The sequence below is a fragment of the Brachyspira hampsonii genome, assembly GCF_001746205.1.
In the GTDB taxonomy this organism is placed as follows: Bacteria; Spirochaetota; Brachyspiria; order Brachyspirales; family Brachyspiraceae; genus Brachyspira; species Brachyspira hampsonii_B.
Genome location: NZ_MDCO01000001.1, coordinates 7,501 through 24,745 on the forward strand (window position 1 = coordinate 7,501; position 17,245 = coordinate 24,745).

Sequence of the window (17,245 nt, forward strand, 5' to 3'; positions counted from 1 at the left end):
ATAACGTTCCAATACGCTCAGTATAAAAAAGATTAGCCGCAGTTGGTAAAACCTAAAACGACCGTACTTGCATTATACCTCAAGCACGCAGAGAAACCTCTCTTTGGAAAAAAAAAAACATCCAATGAAAAGGCCAGCAATTTCAAGTTAACTCCAAAGAGTATCACTCACTACCAAACAGAATGTTTGAGAAGGAAATGACGCTCAAACAGGCATGCCCCCTGGAATACCAAGGGGCGCAATGTGCGTTCAAAGATTCGATGATTCACGGAATTCTGCAATTCACATTACGTATCGCATTTCGCTGCGTTCTTCATCGATGCGAGAACCAAGAGATCCGTTGTTGAAAGTTTTTAATATTTTAAAATTTCCAGTTACGAAAATTCTTGTTTTTGACAAAAATTTAATGAATAGATAAAATTGTTTGTGTTTGTTAACCTCTGGGCCCCGATTGCTCGAATGCCCAAAGAAAAAGTTGCAAAGATATGAAAACTCCACAGTGTGTTGTATTGAAACGGTTTTAATTGTCCTATAACAAAAGCACAGAAATCTCTCACCGTTTGGAATAGCAAGAAAGAAACTTACAAGCCTAGCAAGACCGCGCACTTAAGCGCAGGCCCGGCTGGACTCTCCATCTCTTGTCTTCTTGCCCAGTAAAAGCTCTCATGCTCTTGCCAAAACAAAAAAAAAAAAATCCATTTTCAAAATTATTAAATTTCTTTAATGATCCTTCCGCAGGTTCACCTACGGAAACCTTGTTACGACTTTTAGTTCCTCTAAATGACCAAGTTTGTCCAAATTCTCCGCTCTGAGATGGAGTTGCCCCCTTCTCTAAGCAGATCCTGAGGCCTCACTAAGCCATTCAATCGGTACTAGCGACGGGCGGTGTGTACAAAGGGCAGGGACGTAATCAACGCAAGCTGATGACTTGCGCTTACTAGGAATTCCTCGTTGAAGAGCAATAATTACAATGCTCTATCCCCAGCACGACGGAGTTTCACAAGATTACCAAGACCTCTCGGCCAAGGTTAGACTCGCTGGCTCCGTCAGTGTAGCGCGCGTGCGGCCCAGAACGTCTAAGGGCATCACAGACCTGTTATTGCCTCAAACTTCCATCGGCTTGAAACCGATAGTCCCTCTAAGAAGTGGATAACCAGCAAATGCTAGCACCACTATTTAGTAGGTTAAGGTCTCGTTCGTTATCGCAATTAAGCAGACAAATCACTCCACCAACTAAGAACGGCCATGCACCACCACCCACAAAATCAAGAAAGAGCTCTCAATCTGTCAATCCTTATTGTGTCTGGACCTGGTGAGTTTCCCCGTGTTGAGTCAAATTAAGCCGCAGGCTCCACTCCTGGTGGTGCCCTTCCGTCAATTCCTTTAAGTTTCAGCCTTGCGACCATACTCCCCCCAGAACCCAAAGACTTTGATTTCTCGTAAGGTGCCGAGTGGGTCATTAAAAAAACACCACCCGATCCCTAGTCGGCATAGTTTATGGTTAAGACTACGACGGTATCTGATCATCTTCGATCCCCTAACTTTCGTTCTTGATTAATGAAAACGTCCTTGGCAAATGCTTTCGCAGTAGTTAGTCTTCAATAAATCCAAGAATTTCACCTCTGACAATTGAATACTGATGCCCCCGACCGTCCCTATTAATCATTACGATGGTCCTAGAAACCAACAAAATAGAACCAAACGTCCTATTCTATTATTCCATGCTAATATATTCGAGCAATACGCCTGCTTTGAACACTCTAATTTTTTCAAAGTAAAAGTCCCGGTTCGCCAAGAGCCACAAGGACTCAAGGTTAGATCGGAAGAGCGTCAAAAAATAACTTTTTTGCGGAAAAGAACTTGCTATCTTTTGGAACAGAGTTATTGTCATCACATAAATAAATAATTAAAAAAGAGGTAATTAAAAATGACAAGTTTTACATTAGAAAATGTTACTAAAAAAATATTAGAAAACAGTGATTTTTCTAAAACTTCAGCTATAGAAATAGCTAATTTTATAGCAGAAGATGATTGTTTTATGCTTGAAGAAGATTTTTTTAGAAGAGTATACTATAAAGAAAAAAAAGAACTTATAATAGATATTAATATGCAGGCAATATTAAATGTATTTAAAGAGTTTAATACTAAACAATTTGCAGATTTTGTTAAAAACAAAAAAAATAAGTTTGATAAAAATAAAATAATGGCAAAAGGTCATAATTATATATTGTATAGAATGTAATTTTATAAAAAATGAGGGGCATTAAAGCCCCTTATTTTTTGCCTTAATTTTTAATAAATAAGTGAGAAAAAATAACTTTTTTGCGGAAAAGAACTTGCTATCTTTAGGAACAGAGTTATTGTCATCACATAAATAAATAAAAAACTCGTAGAWGCATTAAGAGCTAGTATATTAGTTTGGAATGCTATATCTTCAATGATTTTAGTAATATCTTTAATTTTACTGCTTGCATCATGTACTTCTTCTATGTTAGAAGTAGTTTCAGCTATGATATCTCCGGCATTTTCAACAGAAGTTTTGGAATCTAATATCATTTTGCTTCCGCTAACAGAATGATCTGCTGATTCTTTTATTGTAGAAGAAATTTCTGTCATAGAAGCTGAAGTTTCTTCTATGCTTGCAGCCTGACTTTCTGTTCTATGTGCCAAATCTGTATTTTGTTCGGATAATTCTTTTGCTGCCATAGTAATATTGTTTGCTGTATCTTCTACAACTCTTAAAGCATCTACGAGTTTTTTCCTCATAGCTACAAATGCATCTGATAATTCTCCAAGCTCATCTTTCCTTTTAATTTTTTGTTTTGTAGTTCTTAAATCTCCTTCTGCTATCTCTTTAGCAACTCCTACTAATAAGTGAAGAGGTTTAGTTATAGACATTATGAACATTGATATAAGTATTGATATAATCACTATAGCAATAACAGATATAATTATCATAGTAATCATAAGTTCTTTATTAGCTTGATATATTTCTGCTTCTGTTACGGATACACCCAATACCCAAGGCTGAGATTTTAATGTTATTACAGAAGATACTCTTTTTTCATTATTAAATACATAACTTAATACTCCCTTTCCTAAATTAAAGGCATCTCTAAATTGCTCCGGAGCCGGCTGATTAATATTTTCAGTTTTACTATGTATTTTTATTATTAAATCTCTATCAACAGCATACATATTTCCTGTTTTTCCTACAACAAGAGGTTCTATGTGATTTTTATTTAGAGTAGACCAATCAAGCATTACATAAAGATAACCCATATTCTGATTGCTTGCATTTGCAACTTTTTCTAGTAAAATTAATGACCAGCCGCCTGTTGTTAAAGAATGAGTGATGTTTTCTCCGAATATTCCTTTAGAGCTTCCATTTATTTTATTTTTTAAGTCTGGATGTATGTTAAAGATATTTTGACCTACCAGATCAGTATTATCAGAATCTATTAGAATATTACCATTTATATCAGATAATCCTATATTAATTGCATATTCATTTAAAGATTTAAATTTTCTAAGATTATTTAATGCTATATTTCTAAGATCTTCAGTTCTTAATTCTAAATATCTTATTAATTCTTCAGATGTACCATATATACTTGCTATTGCTAATTGATCATCAAACCAAGTATCAATTAAGGAAGCATATCCCATAACTGTATTGTTATATCCTTCGTATGTGGCATTTTTTATACTGTCGGATACTTTTATTTCTATTATCGTGATTAAAGCAATTATAAATACAATTACCATCGATATGATAATAAGAGGCATTTTCACCCTTAGGCTTTGAAGTTTTTTCATAGCTTATATTCTCCAGATTCAAAATATTTTTAACTATACCTTTTAATTATACCTAATTTTAGAAAAAAGTGTTATATTTTTTTTACATATATGTTAAATTTAGTTTACATTAGTATATAAATTTTTTATATATTTATAAGGCAGCATTATATTTTTATCGGTATAATAAAAATTTCCTATAGAAGCATTTTCTGGTGAATATATAATCAGATTATTAATTATGTTTTTATTAGTTGAATCTATATCTATTATATATCCTATTTTTGATTTATTTATTTTTAATATTGATTTGTTTAAAGATATACTATTTAAACTTTTTATAATAAAATTTATATCATTAGTATTTGTTATAATTATAGATTTTCCATTATAATTTATATCTATTTTTGATACACTTTCAGGATAGCATTTTATTCCATTAATAGGCGATTTATACCATAAAATAATAATTATGATTACAAATATAGGAATAAAACTTAGTAATTTCTTTAATTTCTTTTCCATAACAATATAATAATATACTATTTATTAATTGCAAATGATTTATTTGACAATCATAAAAATAAAAAGTATAAATTTAATTAAAAAACAAATAAATTTTTATATTAATTGAATTTTTTGTATAAAAAAACGATAAATGTAATTAGAAATTTAATAATAAGTATTAAATTGTTTTATAAAAATATTAAATTTTAGAGGATCTGAAGTTATGAAAAAGACTAGTTCTATAAGATTTAAAATGCCATTAACTATAAGCATTATAACAACAATACTTTTAGTAATAACAATAATAATATTATCATATAAATCTTATTCTGGTATAACAAAATCTACATACAGCGGATATAATAACACTATAGAAGGCTATAAATCTATGCTGGATACATGGTTTGAAGAAAATAATACTTTAATAAAAACATATTCTATTACGCCTTCTATCATTAATTATTTATCTGGTAATAATACTCCTGAAGCTGTTGCTGTCTTGATAGATGCATTAAAGCAGTTTGAAGGTATTAATAAATACTCTTTGGATATTGGAGTAACTGATGAAAATGGAGTAACTTTGCAAAATACGAAAAATATAAATTTAGGAATTAATTTAAAGGAGTTAAGACCAGGTATTTGGGATAATTTTGTAAAAAACAATTATGATGTTGCTTATGATACAAAGGTATTAAAGTCTGTTATAAGTGATAATATGACTTTGGCAATTATCGCAGGCGTTAAAACCAATAATGTATTAGTTGGTACTGTGTATATGATTCTTAATTGGGATGCTTTGGTATCGAAATTAGGAGAATTGCAGCTTCCGGAAACAGGAAGATTATTTGCAATTGATTATGAAAGAAATATTGCACTTGATACTAGGAATCAAATAAATACTTTAGCAAATCAAAGTTATGATGATGTAATAAGAGAGAATAAATCTAACGGTATATTGAATTATATATCTGATACAAATGGAGAAAAAAGAACTGCCATTTATGTAAAAATGAATACTATGCCTTGGATATTATCTATGGCTACTGATGATAGGATTATATATGCTGAAAATATAAGTATGATTAGAATAGCTATTATAGTTTGTATATTATCTATAATATTTGTAAATTTATTTTCTGTTTCATATATTACAAAAACTATGAGTCCTTTAAGTGTTTTGATGAAAAAGGCAAACAAAATATCTGAAGGAAATATAGAACTTAAATCTGTTTCTAAATATAGAAAAGATGAATTTGGAGAATTAGAGAAAGCATTTAATATTATGAGTGATAAATTAGCAGAGGTTGTAAGCAATGTTAATGAGGCATCAAATGAAATAGTATTAGCTTCTCAAAGAATGATGGAAAGCAGTGTTGAACTTTCAAGCAGAACCGATTCTCAGGCATCTAGTTTGGAGGAAACAGCTTCAAGTTTAGAGGAAATAGTTTCTACTATAAAAGCATCGGCTGATAATTCTGTATCAGGTAAGAATATGATGTCTGAATCTATGGAACATATTGAAGGAGCTGCAAGTATAATAGCACAAACAGTTTCTAATATAGAAGAAGTACATCAGGCAAGCGATAAAATCAAGGATATTACTAAAATCATTGAGGATATAGCATTCCAAACTAATATACTAGCTCTTAATGCTTCTGTAGAGGCAGCACGTGCTGGAACTCAGGGAAAAGGTTTTGCGGTTGTAGCAAGCGAGGTTAGGAATTTAGCACAAACTACTCAGTCATCTGTTAAAGATATTACTTCTCTTGTGGACAATACCGCTGAAAAAATAGATACTGCCACAAATACAGCGAGAGAATCTCAGGAAATATTTGTTCAATTGCAGGAAAAAGTATCAGGAACTTCTGATTTAATGCAGAATATAAGTTCAACAGCATTAGAACAAGAGACAGGCGTTTCACAGATAAGCGTTGCTATAAATAGTATAGAAAGTTCTACTACTCAGAACGCTGCTTTAGCTGAGGAGTCAAGCGAATTGTCTAAGAAACTATTTGATAAAGCTAAGTTTTTAGAAGAAAGTATAAAATTCTTTCATATTTCATAATACTTATATTTTATATAAAAATTTATAAAAATAGAAATTTATTCTTTTTTAAATATGCGGCAGATATCAATAAATAATTTTAGAAATTATTATTATTATAAAATATTTTTTAGTTAGAAATTAAATTAAAAAAATTTTATACAAGATTATTATAAATCTCATTCTAAACATTAAATGCATTATAGAAATTATATTATTTAAAAATTTTTTAATATATTATAATTAAGTTTATTATATTAAATCTTAATACGATATATTCAGAAATATGATTCATAATATATAAATAACAGTGATGAATAAAATATTTTTTATATAAAATACGGCTTGAAAAAATAATTCGTTATAATATCATTATTATATTAATTATTTGGGGGTAATTATATGAAAAAATTTATATTTGCAGTCATTATACTATTATCACTATTTTCATGCAGCAGCAAAGGCGGTTCTGAACAAAATGGTAATTTTTTATCAACAACATCATCAATATCAGTACCTCAGGCTAGAATGGAAGAAAGTACGGCATCAGACTATGTATCGGATTCTTCTGAGAAAACCGCAGAAAGAAAATTAATAGTTTCAGTTGATATAAGAGTAAATTCAAAAGATGTGGAAAAAAGCTATAAAGCCATAGAAGAAAAATTAAAAGAATATAATGGATATTTTGATAATGTTGAATCTTCTAAAAATAGATATTATCTTACTATAAGAATACCTAAAGAAAATCTTTATGCTTTTATAGATTTTATAGAACAAAATGAAAAAGTTGAAAATAAAAATATAAATACTCAAGATGTTACAGAAACTTATTATGATACAGAAAATAGGATAAAAAATAGGGAAGTGCTTTTAGAAAAATTGAGAAACTATTTAAGAGAAGCTAAAAACATTGATGAAATATTAAAAGTAGAAGATAGAATTAATACTTTAACTTATGAAATAGAAACTATGAAAGGAAATTTAAAAAATTTGCAGTCATCTGTTGATTATTCAAGATTAACTTTAAATATCTCAAATCCTGAAGCAATAAAAAGCAGCACAAATATATATAATAAATATTTGAATTTAATATCATTTTTGAAAGCATTTTTCTCAGGTATATTATTCTTTTTGGTAGGTTTTATAGCCGCAGCCATTCCTATAGTATTAATATTAGCATTATTCTACTATATATGTTTTGGAAAAATAGGATTAATAAAGAAATTATATAATAAAATCAAATAAATTATATATACATACTATTGGTATATAAAAAATCTGTTTTTTTTAGTAAATTTATATTTTTCTGGGAACTTTTTAATTTTGTCATCGTCTAATAAGGCATAAGAAAACAAAATAATAAAAAATAAAAAACAGGAGAAAAGGTATTATCATTTTATTTAAGCATTAATAATGATTTTTGCTTTGGTATCTTTATTTGGTCAATAATAAGAGAAAGGAGGTTTATGAAAAATAGATAAGACTATTAAGGTTACAGAGGCAGTTACAATGAATATTATTATTACATAGATAATGATAATCAATTAACAAAATAATTTAAGAAAATATATAAATAAAAGGAGAAAACAATTATGAAAAACAAAATAAGTAAAAAAGCAGTAATATTAATCTCAATCGCAATTATGATTTTAGGTTCAATGTCATTATTCGCTCAATACGGCAGAGGTTATGGTGCAGGTTACGGAAGGGGATATGGCAGAGGTTATGGTGCAGGTTATGGAAGAGGATGCGTATATGGTCAAGGCGGTTATGGAAGAGGCGGATGCGGTTATGGTGCAGGTTATGGAAGAGGATACGGCAGAGGTTACGGATATTATGGTGCTGCACTTACTCAAGAGCAAATTGATCAAGTAAGAAGCATACAAGATAAATATTTTCCTCAAATGGACAGTTTAAGAATGGAAATATATACTCAGACTCAAAATATAAATGCTGAAATGAGAAAAGAAACTCCAGATCAAAATACTATAAATGCAGCAATAGATGCAAGAAGTAAAGCTTCAGCAGACTTACAAAAATTAAGAACTCAATGCTTTTTAGAAATAGACAAAGTATACCAAAATAAATAATTTTTTTAATCGCTCAACTTTATACCCCGTGTAATATATTGTTATGCGGGGACTATTTTTTATATTGCTTTATTGCAAAATGGTTATATAATAGTAATATAAAACAATTAGGAGGGTATATATGAAAATATTTTTAATATTTTTGACTATTGCAAGTTTAGCCTTTTCACAATATTATTATTCTCCGGCTAGTAGAGTAGGGAATGTCAGACCTTTTGTACCATCTACAGCAAAAAATGCTATACCTCTATATCCATATAAGAATGATCTTTCTAAACCAAGATTTGCAAATCCGGGATATACTAAAAGCTATTACAGAAATGGAAGATTTCATTACTTTGGAAGCGGCTATATGAGTTATTTGGATAGACAGAAATTAAGAGATATAGACGGCAGATATTCTCCTAGATACAGAATGCTTGAAAATCAGATGAGAATAAATAACTCTACTATTAAATCTCAAATATATCAGAGAAACCCTAATAATAATGTTGTAAATAGTGCTGTAAATGATAATTTTAGAATAGAAATGGAAATGCAGATGATTAGAACTTTGAGAGAACTTGATATAAACAGGCATTTTAAATAAAATCAATTTACTAAAGAATAAATTTATTAATAGTAATCTCTGTAGTATTTTTTATAATCTTCTTCTTTGCTGGTATTTTTATTGTCATCAAAGTCATCGTAATTATCATAGAAGAAGTCAAACATACTATTAATAAATTTATTGCTTATATCCAAATCACCCAAATGTATATATAAAGGATTTTCTGATATTACCCTGCCCTTAAACTTTCTTAAATAATAACTTTGAGGATCTTTTAAATATATAAATAAATATCCGCCTATAATATCCAAATCTTTTATCTCTTTCCAAAGAACATATATATAACTTTTTACTAATAAATTATTATAATATATTCCCTTATCATCTAATATAAAACTAGGCATCTTAAAGAAAATACTTTTTATCAAAATTATAGAGAGTATAATAACACCAAAAATAAAAAAGCATACTACAAATATAATAGCAGCCCTCATATCTCTATCTGTTTCTGTAAATAATACGCTTATAAGAAGTATGGCAACTATTAAACCTATCATCATTATGGCAAAATACCTAATATTATTAATATAAACCTTAACAGAAAATTTACTATTTGAAAATAATTTATTAATATCTTTCATAATCAAACAACCCCAGTGCTTTTTTCAAAATAATATGTTATCATAGCTAGAACAGTAACAGGATCTTTTACTCCCAACATAAACATATAAAAAACAATAGGTTCATTAGGATTTTTTCTCTTTATAGATAAACTGCTTTCTTCTTTTAAGTATAAATATATATATGCTTTTGAAAAAGATATTTCTATAATATCAGTCCATTTTACAAATATATTTTTATTTTTTAATAGCATATTATACATTATACCATTTTCATCTAAAACAATTTTAGGCTTTCCTGATTTTAGTAACTGAACTATCAAAATCAAAAAGTGTATTAAAAAAAATGACAAACTAATAACAAATAATATTTTTTTATAAGAATTTGAATGCATAAAAGATAATATTGAAATTAAAATAAAAACAAAAGAGTATAGTAATAATAAAACTAATTTTCTTTTGCTGTAATATATTTCAATTTTGGGTAAATCATTATCTAATAATAATTCTTCATACATAAAAATTATAGCTCCGAATTTATATCTCAATACTAATTTTATATATTAAATAAAAAAATAATTCAATAGTAAAAAATAATATTAATTAAAAATCAGTCTGCTGTTTTTACAATATTATCTATATTTTTTATCCTTGAACTTTTGCAGTAAGGACATTTTTGAGAGTTAATTTTAAATATAACAAGATTTATAGTCCTTTTTTTTCTTCTTAATGAAAATCTTCTCTTACAATTTTTACATTGATAAAAATAAGGAGGCTCATCTAGTTTCATAAAATACCTTATTAAAAGTTTGTTATTATAATTAAAATTATAAAAATAAATATTTAATAATTATCGTAAAAATTTCAAAACATTAAAGATTAGAATTATTTTTATAATAAAGCACCAATAATCTTACAACCCTAGAATAGCTTTTTACTCCATACTGCTGATTATTAGCTTTTAAATATGTATCATTAACCTTTTCGCTTACTTTAGATAATTGTCCAGAATATCCCTGCCAAAACTCATAATATTTTTTTATTTCATCTTTGGTTTCGCTATTTAAATTAGACATCAAATGAGAATAATTTTCATCTCTTTTTAATTCTCCAAGTACATAAAGAAGTGCCTCAAAATTACCAGAATACCTAACAAAAGGATCTGTATGTTTTGAACAGGCTATATATGATATAAAATTAGCCTCATCTTCATAAGCTATACCTATTTGATGAGCCATTTCATGTGCTATTGTAAAAGGTATTGATATGCTTGGGATTAGTATATTTACATTTGCTTCAGATGTAAAAGGAGAATATATGCCTGTTATTTGAAGATGCAAAAATAACTTTGATATCATTATAGGTTTTGTTTTTGAATAATGCATATTTAAAAACTCAAATTCTTCAAAAACTTTATTATATTCTGATTCTATCATTCTATTTAGAGCCTGATAATTAGTATTAATTTCTTTATATTTCATTTCATTTTTCAGCTCATTTATATTTTTTACAAGTGCATCAGCTAGTAAATATATATCATCATTATTGATTTCTTTCGGCGGATAATTATCTATTAAAGGAACTCTGTGATAATTTAATCCCCATACTAAAAGAAATACTATATACATAATAATCATAAAACAGGCTAATATATATAAATAATTTAATGCAGTTCTTGATTTATCTGCTAATGATTTGATATTCCCATTGAAAAATGATTTTTTAAAAGCTATTATAATAAAAATAATAACTGCTATTATAAGTAAAAAAAGCAGAAGCTCTCCTAATGAAAAAGTAAAATTTGAAGATATACGATTTAAAGTTCCAGCTATTTTTTTGTATATTAATCTTGAATAATAATTTTCTACAAAGTTCTTAGAAAATGTTACTATTTTTAATATTATAACAATAAAGATAAGTGATAGTATCAAAGTAATTTTTATTCTCATAAGTATTATTATTATACTAAAAAGTGAAAAATTGTAAAGGCATGTATATTATTTCATTTTTTTAATATCAGCATCCATTTTCTTTTTCCAAAGATCATACATTTTCTTTTTCTCTTCGGATTCTTCATTTTCATTTAAATATACATGTATTCTTCTTAGGGAGGCTATGATATTTAAAGCCATTTTCATATCATCTAATCTTTTATCTTGAAGTTCATATTTAGTTCTGTATTGTTCAGCTGCGGAAGCTAATAATTTTTTTACTAGCTCCATCATTTTTACTCTGAATTTATAACCTTCCAATTCAGGACTTAATTCTTTAATATAGTTTTTAAAATCTATCATATTTTTGCATATAGTGGCAAATCTAGCTTCAATTTCTATAAAATTTTGGAGCCATTTAGAGTTTTCTCCGTAGCAATATTTGAAATAGTCTATGATATATCCGAATGAGCATACAAATTTGTATCTCCATTCATCAGATAATTTATCTTTAAAATATTCATGTATTTCTTCGTTTAAAGAAAGAGAATCATCAGTATGATTTCCGAATACTTCTTCTAAAAGCATAATAGCTTTATTTATGTATCTTCTTCCGTCATTGAGCTGATTATCAGAACGAACATCTATAAATTCTATAGCTATATAACAAATAGTTGCAATATATGAAGATGCCTGAATATATAATACGGCTGCCTCTATTTTTTTAGAAGCTATTTCAAAATTATCTTCTATAGTAAGTAAATCTTTTTCTGCTTTTACTAATTTTGCTTCTATTCCAGCAAGCAAATTTTTGTATTTATTTTGCATTCTGGAACAATCAGCTTTTGCAGCTTCGCTTATTTTAGCCATATTTTATCTCCACTAAATTATTATCGGAAAATGATTTTTAATTATTTAAACTAACAGGTATAGAAACAAAAAAAGTTGTTATTTTAAAAGCTCCATTAACACTTTTTATCACCATACTTCCGCCATGAGCTTCTACTATTCTTTTGGAAATGGCAAGTCCTATACCGACTCCATGACTTTTTGTTGTAAAGAATGGAGTAAATACTTTTTCAGCTAATTCCGGTTCTATATATGAATTAGTATTTTCAACTATTATATCTATCATAGATTCTCTGTAAGCATTATCATCAAATATTACACTGATAATCGAATCTTCATCACCATTATTTATAGCATCTATGGCATTAATTATCAGATTGGATATAACTTCATTCATTCTGTCGTAATCCCATTTTACAACATCTTCTTTCGTGATTTTTACAGCATAGAATTTAATATTTTTTCCGCTTTTTTTAATATATTCTTTTGCTAAAATAGTAAGGTACTTAATCATATCATCTATTTTTATATTCTCAACTTCCAGATTAATACTTTTAGCAAATGATAAATTCCTTCTCAAATAATTTTCTAAATTTTCTACCTCATTGGCTATTATCTGAGCATAGTTTTTAATATTTTCTTCTTTACTAACCTTCACAAGCCTGTTAGCAAATCCTGCAATAGGTACTATAAAATTTCTAAGATTATGAGCCATAGAAGAACTCATCTCACCTATTATAGCCAAACTTTTTAAATCTAATAATGTTTTTTCAGCAGCTTTTAAAGCATTGTTATTTTTTTCTATTTCATTATAAAGATACGAATATTCTAAAGCTACCGCTGCCTGCCTTCCGAACATTTTTAAATAATCTAAATCATCTTCCGGTATAGGCTTTCCATTATAAGAATTATCAACTACTACCATACCTATACAGTTTGTGGCATTCATTATAGGTATTATGGCGAAAGGACAGTATCCGAATATATCTGTGTATTTTTTTATTTGTTCTACTTCCGCACTATTTGTGTTTGTTATATTGATGCTGTTTTTATTGTTGAATACATCAAAGAATAATTTGCAGTTTTCATTATTTGGTATAACAGTATTTAAGAATTTCTGATTTAAATCCCAAGAATCTTCCATGCTTCTTCTATCAAAAGAAAGCATTAACTTTTCTCTAAGAGCATATTTATCCAGCTTTTGCATATTACTCCATATCATACCTGCTTCCTGAGCATTTGTAGGAGCAACACACATTCTTCCTCTAAATACATTAAATTCTTTATCATAAAGAAAAGCAAATGCTCTGTTAAAAGCAAATACATCTCCTATTGTTGCTATTGTCAGAAGTAAAAATAATATATCTTCTGTTTTTGAACGCTCTAAGAGAATATTGCTTATATCATATAATGTATTCAAACGAGACATATGTTTCAGGTTTTTTTCATTTGCTTTGCTTAATTCTACAATGTTATAATGTTCAGAAATTCTGCTTGCTATATTTGCTAGAAGCGGATTAAATAAATTAAGATCATTTGTATCAAAATCTCCAAGCGGATTAACTGCATCCGGTATTTTATCTATAACAACTACATAACCTATGCAATTATTTTTTACAGATATTCTATTGAATAGTACGGATCTGTTTATGATGCCTCTAAACTTTTCATAATATTTATTGTTTGCTGCATTATTTATATAGAATATGTTTTTATCCCAAAATTCTAATACATAAATATCATCATCAAACATTGAATAATCAAAATTACCAGGAAAGCCATAACTAGATCTAGTATATAACTCATCATTTTCATTTCTAAGTCTTATAAATGCTTTATTAGCTGTAAAAATATTTGCAATATCATTTGCTAATTGATTTAAATTATTTTCAAAATCATCAACTTCGCTTAATTTCAAATATAATTCTCTAAGCAGTTTTAATTGTTTGTCTCTTTCTTTATATGTTACGCTTTGAAGTACATTATTAGCATATACAGCAAAGTGTCCTATAACATTTTTTATTTCATTAACTATAGAGTTATAGAATTCTATTTTTTTTTCTTTATTTCTAAAAACTACAACTCCTATAGGATTAGCATAGAAAAATATAGGAAGTACAAACATAGATGAATAATTTGAAAATACTTCCATATTGGTATGATTAATATTTTCTCCTATAAAAACTTTCTGATCATATAATACATCTTTACAATGATTGGCCGATATTGGAAAATCAACTTTACATACATAGTACCTGTCAATTCCATATACGCCTCTAAGTATAAGATAATCGCCTTTAGGAAAATATACTTCTCCGCAATCAAAATCATAGTACTGACAAGTTTTTTCTAAGAATAAATCAACAACTCTGTCTATTTCATTGGTATTCTCAGCAAAAAGCAGTCCCATAGATAAATCAGAAAAAAAACTGTCTATAGATTTTCTCTCTTCCATAAAATCAACTTCCTATTTTTTATCAAATACTTTTACCTATAAAGTAAATATTTTTAATTCATACGGCAATATATCTATAGTTTCTGTAATGTTTTCTATTTTGTTTTCAAATGATATATCTTTTTTTATGCCGTATTCTTTTGTATCTAATTTTCTAGTTTTAGAAGTTATATTAACTATAATTAAAAGTTTATCGTTTTCATTTAAATTAAATTTATAAAACTTTCTAAAAGGATCTTTTTCTTTTTTTTCTTTATAATTTTTTTCTTGTTCATAATATCCATAATGAGTATCGGTTTCTTTTTTCAATTTATCTAGTTTCTTTTTTTCTTCTATGTCAATGGAAACTATTTTACCGCAGTCTGCAAGTATAGTATTATTTTTTATATAATTAGTTATATCTTTTATGTATTCGCTTAAATCATAGCTTATATTTTCATAATCTTTTTCATTACCGCCTACAACATTGCATCTTTTCAGGAATCCGTACTCATCACCCAAAGTTATCATCCACATATCGCATACTATTGCTGTAAATAAGAAAGTCTGTTTTACTCTCCATATATTTCCGTCATATTCTGAAATAAGCCTTTTGGTGTCATGATTGCTTGGAAATGCTACTTGCATGCATTTTTCTCTTGCCAGATCATACTGTTCTATAAACCATTCGCCTTCATAATCCCACCATTTAGCACTGCTTGCCACATAATCAAAACCAGCATCAATTAATTTCTCAGTATCCTCCATAGAGCAGCCTAAACTTTCAGCAAAGAATACAGCTTCATTATTAATTTGTTTAGCATTATATATTAAATATTTCCATAATTTTTTAGGGACTTTATATGCCGCATCGCATCTGAATCCGCTGAATCCTAAATCGAGATTATGTTTTATTAAATCATTCCAATAAAACCATATAGGATTTAATATTTCATTATCATTAATATTCTGATTATCTTTATTATCAGTGTTATCAGTATTTTCCTCTTCGTCTTTTTCATTTGGATCTATTTTGTTATTGAACATAGCCAAATCGCCCCATTCAATCCATTTTCCATTATCCCAAGCTCCGGGAGACTGCAAAACTCCGTCTTTGGTTTTATACCATTCAAAATGTTCATTAACAAGATTACAATCTTTTGATGAATGGTTAATAACCAAATCCATCATTACTTTTATTTTTTGATTATTACAATAGGCAATGAAATCTTTCAATTCTTTTTCTGCGATTTCTTGTTCAGAACTAGTGAAAAAAGCAGGGTTATATTTATAATAATATTTTGTAGCGTATAAACTTCCGCTAAATCCGGGATATGTTATAGGATTAATGTATAACCATTCAAATCCCATATTCTTAACCCTATCAATATGGCTGTACCAATTTTTTATATGCCCTAAAAGAGGCGGAAATAAATTATATCCAGATATTTTCATGTCTTTATTATATATAATTAAAGAAAAAAAACAACTTTTTATATATTTTTGTTAATAAAAAACATTATAGTAGTTTTTATTAAATGTATAATATACTGCATTATATATTAATAAGTGTATTATAAAAATTATATAAATTATTTTCTTCAGCATTTGTGATGAAGTTTATATATATTATTGATTTTAATTTTTTCTATTATATAATGTAATAACAATATAATTAATTTTTCAGGTATAAAATTATGAGAGTATTAATTTATGATTCATCTTTACAGATAAGAGATAGTCTTATCAGTATTCTTATTACAGCAGGATATGAAGTTGTTGCTGTGAAGGATAAAAATAATATTTTGAGTATGTTTGGCAAACTTCCTTTTTCTATTGCTATTATAGAAATTGGGGAAAATGATACTGAAATGGAGAGTATACTTGAAAAAATATATTTAGATGACAGATATCATGGAGTGCATGTTATAGTTCATGTTGCAGATCCTAGCCGGGAATTTTTCACTAAGATGATGAGAATAGGTGTTTCAGGTTTTTTATTAAAGCCTTTTAATGAAAAAGATTTTTTAAATAGATTTAATGTTTTGATAGAAAAGGCTGGAGTTAAACCTAAAAAACTAAAACATATAGTAATAAACAATTTAGATAATTTCAAATTGGTATTTAGGCATGACGGAGTAAGACAGATTCTTCATGGTATGATAATAGAAATGTCTCCGATAGGGTTAAAATTTATTATGCCGCCTGAAGAAGCTAGTATAGAAGTGGGGCATATTATAAAGAATGCTTCTATGTCTATTAGTTCTTATAAAATAAGTTTTTCTATTAATATACTAGAAAAAATAGGCAATGAATATATAGGTGAATTTAGTGATTTATCAGCATTTAATACTAAATTGATATGTAAATTTATATATGATAAATACATAGAAAAATTAAAATGATATTATTTATTATTATA

At 27.6% G+C, this 17,245-nt stretch carries 15 protein-coding genes and 2 rRNA genes (1 of these 17 cut by a window edge); 6 read left to right on the forward strand and 11 right to left on the reverse strand.

The features are described from left to right. Both BFL38_RS15885 and BFL38_RS15890 read right to left on the reverse strand, forming a co-directional pair. Nucleotides 1–364: ribosomal RNA gene (locus tag BFL38_RS15885) — 23S ribosomal RNA — on the reverse strand (it extends 3,213 nt beyond the left edge of the window). 352 nt (nucleotides 365–716) lie between these two features. Beyond that, nucleotides 717–1,767, reverse strand: a 16S ribosomal RNA gene (locus BFL38_RS15890). The 16S and 23S rRNA genes sit together here, the layout of an rRNA operon. A gap of 160 nt (nucleotides 1,768–1,927) precedes the next feature. Between BFL38_RS15890 and BFL38_RS00015 the strand changes: the two genes are divergently transcribed. Then, a complete protein-coding gene (locus tag BFL38_RS00015) occupies nucleotides 1,928–2,242 on the forward strand; it encodes a hypothetical protein (RefSeq protein WP_069725133.1) in 315 nt (104 codons plus the stop codon). 50 nt (nucleotides 2,243–2,292) lie between these two features. Here the strand turns inward: BFL38_RS00015 and BFL38_RS00020 are convergent, their stop codons facing one another. Together BFL38_RS00020 and BFL38_RS00025 are read right to left on the reverse strand one after the other, a co-directional pair. Further along, entirely contained in the window at nucleotides 2,293–3,819 is a 1,527-nt protein-coding gene (locus tag BFL38_RS00020) for a methyl-accepting chemotaxis protein (protein WP_256097156.1), read from the reverse strand. Nucleotides 3,820–3,918: 99 nt separating this feature from the next. After that, nucleotides 3,919–4,323 carry a hypothetical protein gene (locus tag BFL38_RS00025; protein ID WP_069725134.1) on the reverse strand — a complete coding sequence of 135 codons (405 nt, stop codon included), beginning with the start codon at nucleotides 4,321–4,323 and terminating at the stop codon, nucleotides 3,919–3,921. Between the two features lie 205 nt (nucleotides 4,324–4,528). Between BFL38_RS00025 and BFL38_RS00030 the strand changes: the two genes are divergently transcribed. From BFL38_RS00030 to BFL38_RS00045, 4 genes are all read left to right on the forward strand, one after another. Beyond that, on the forward strand, nucleotides 4,529–6,370 hold the full coding sequence (locus BFL38_RS00030; protein WP_069725135.1) for a methyl-accepting chemotaxis protein: 1,842 nt from the start codon (nucleotides 4,529–4,531) through the stop codon (nucleotides 6,368–6,370). Between the two features lie 381 nt (nucleotides 6,371–6,751). After that, nucleotides 6,752–7,594 carry a DUF4349 domain-containing protein gene (locus BFL38_RS00035; protein ID WP_069725136.1) on the forward strand — a complete coding sequence of 281 codons (843 nt, stop codon included), beginning with the start codon at nucleotides 6,752–6,754 and terminating at the stop codon, nucleotides 7,592–7,594. Nucleotides 7,595–7,941: 347 nt separating this feature from the next. Beyond that, nucleotides 7,942–8,439, forward strand: coding sequence for a periplasmic heavy metal sensor (locus tag BFL38_RS00040; RefSeq protein ID WP_069725137.1), 498 nt, complete (start codon nucleotides 7,942–7,944; stop codon nucleotides 8,437–8,439). 121 nt (nucleotides 8,440–8,560) lie between these two features. Next, nucleotides 8,561–9,028, forward strand: a complete 468-nt coding sequence (locus tag BFL38_RS00045; RefSeq protein ID WP_069725138.1) for a hypothetical protein — start codon at nucleotides 8,561–8,563, stop codon at nucleotides 9,026–9,028. 26 nt (nucleotides 9,029–9,054) lie between these two features. On the opposite strand, the gene BFL38_RS00050 is transcribed toward BFL38_RS00045, so the two are convergent. The 7 genes from BFL38_RS00050 to BFL38_RS00080 form a co-directional block, all read right to left on the reverse strand. Then, nucleotides 9,055–9,630, reverse strand: coding sequence for a hypothetical protein (locus BFL38_RS00050; protein ID WP_069725139.1), 576 nt, complete (start codon nucleotides 9,628–9,630; stop codon nucleotides 9,055–9,057). A gap of 2 nt (nucleotides 9,631–9,632) precedes the next feature. Next, nucleotides 9,633–10,127, reverse strand: a complete 495-nt coding sequence (locus BFL38_RS00055; protein ID WP_069725140.1) for an STM3941 family protein — start codon at nucleotides 10,125–10,127, stop codon at nucleotides 9,633–9,635. A 92-nt stretch (nucleotides 10,128–10,219) separates the two neighbouring features. Beyond that, nucleotides 10,220–10,399, reverse strand: coding sequence for a hypothetical protein (locus BFL38_RS00060; RefSeq protein WP_069725141.1), 180 nt, complete (start codon nucleotides 10,397–10,399; stop codon nucleotides 10,220–10,222). 82 nt (nucleotides 10,400–10,481) lie between these two features. Further along, nucleotides 10,482–11,558: a DUF3810 domain-containing protein gene (locus BFL38_RS00065; RefSeq protein ID WP_069725142.1), complete on the reverse strand. Its 1,077-nt coding sequence runs from the start codon at nucleotides 11,556–11,558 to the stop codon at nucleotides 10,482–10,484. A 48-nt stretch (nucleotides 11,559–11,606) separates the two neighbouring features. Next, nucleotides 11,607–12,410, reverse strand: a complete 804-nt coding sequence (locus tag BFL38_RS00070; protein ID WP_069725143.1) for a TP0443 family flagellar-associated protein — start codon at nucleotides 12,408–12,410, stop codon at nucleotides 11,607–11,609. A gap of 37 nt (nucleotides 12,411–12,447) precedes the next feature. Further along, nucleotides 12,448–14,844 (reverse strand): sensor histidine kinase, encoded by a 2,397-nt coding sequence (locus BFL38_RS00075; protein WP_069725144.1) that lies wholly within the window; start codon nucleotides 14,842–14,844, stop codon nucleotides 12,448–12,450. Between the two features lie 36 nt (nucleotides 14,845–14,880). Beyond that, the gene (locus tag BFL38_RS00080) at nucleotides 14,881–16,278 is read right to left on the reverse strand and encodes an alpha-amylase family glycosyl hydrolase (protein WP_069725145.1); all 1,398 of its coding nucleotides are present in this window, start codon (nucleotides 16,276–16,278) and stop codon (nucleotides 14,881–14,883) included. Between the two features lie 242 nt (nucleotides 16,279–16,520). On the opposite strand from BFL38_RS00080, the gene BFL38_RS00085 reads away from it, so the two are divergent. Beyond that, a complete protein-coding gene (locus BFL38_RS00085) occupies nucleotides 16,521–17,228 on the forward strand; it encodes a PleD family two-component system response regulator (protein ID WP_069725146.1) in 708 nt (235 codons plus the stop codon). Nucleotides 17,229–17,245 lie beyond the last annotated feature (17 nt).